This is a genomic window from Olsenella sp. An290 (assembly GCF_002159535.1).
Lineage (GTDB): Bacteria > Actinomycetota > Coriobacteriia > Coriobacteriales > Atopobiaceae > Thermophilibacter.
In genome coordinates this window covers 1-1265 of sequence record NZ_NFIU01000039.1, presented here as the reverse complement: position 1 = coordinate 1265, position 1265 = coordinate 1, and the positions used below count along the sequence as shown (strand labels likewise).

Genomic DNA, 1265 nt, shown 5'->3' with positions numbered 1-1265 from the left:
TCGCCGCCAACCCCGACGCCAACTGGAAGATCGTGACCTTCCACCACTCGGTCTACTCCGTCGCGAGCCACACCGCCGACGGTGACATCCTCCAGCGCCGCTCCGAGCTGCCGGTCGTGTTCTCCGAGCTCGACATCGACGCCGTGCTCATGGGCCACGACCACGTCTACACGCGCACGTACCTGATGGACGGCACGACCCCCATTATTCCGGAGAACGGCGAGGTTCCCTCGACCCTCACCGACCCCGAGGACGGCCAGGTGCTCTACATCACGGCCAACTCCGCCTCCGGCTCCAAGTACTACAACATCCAGAACCTCCCGCAGAACACCTTCTCCGCGGTTCAGGATCAGTCTCAGCGCGAGAACATGACGCGCGTCGAGGTGACCGAGGACTCCCTCACCTTCACCACCTACTTCACGGATGACGCCCAGGTGACGAGCGACGACGTCCTCGACACGGTCACCATTGAGCGCACCCCTGTGCCCGAGGCTGAGCCCCAGGTCGACCGCGTCTCCCTGGAGATCGGCGCCACTGAGTCCGCTCGCAACTTCAACTGGATCAGCAACACGGGCGAGGACGGCCTTGTCCAGGTCTGCGTCATGCCCGAGGGCTGGCAGGACGGCGACGCCTTCCCCGAGAACGGCGAGTACGTCGCAAGCGTGAAGGCCGAGACGAGCGAGAGCGAGCTCGAGGGCTGGAACTCCTACAAGGCCACCGTTGAGGGCCTTGAGGCCAACACCTCCTACGTGTACCGCGTGGGTAACGGTGGCGTCTGGTCTGCTGCCTACTCCTTCGAGACGGGCGACCTCGGTGACGGCGCCTCCTTCAGCTTCATGTTCGCGGGCGACCCGCAGATCGGCGCTGGCGACATCGCCGCCGACACCGAGGGCTGGACGAACACCCTCAACACCATGGAGGCCGCCTTCCCGGAGACCGACTTCATGATCTCCCTCGGTGACCAGGTCAACACGCGCGACGAGGTTGTCGTCGAGGAGGAGTACCAGGGCTTCTTTGCCCCCGAGGTGCTGCACGGCATCACGCTGGCCACCAACGTCGGCAACCACGAGACCTATGTCGACAACCAGAACTACACGCACAACTACAACATGCCCAACGTGAGCACCTACGGAGCGACCGACTCCACCGGCGAGGGCTCCGGCGACTACTGGTTCACCTACAACGGCGTGCTCTTCATGTCCCTTAACTCCAATGACATGAACACGAGCGAGCACAAGGCGTTCATGAAGGAGGCCATCGCCGCC

At 63.9% G+C, this 1265-nt stretch carries 1 protein-coding gene; it reads left to right on the top strand.

The annotated features are described in order from the left end of the window. Positions 1–1265: fibronectin type III domain-containing protein (locus B5F84_RS09400; RefSeq protein WP_204205561.1), on the top strand; the 1265-nt coding region annotated here is incomplete at both ends.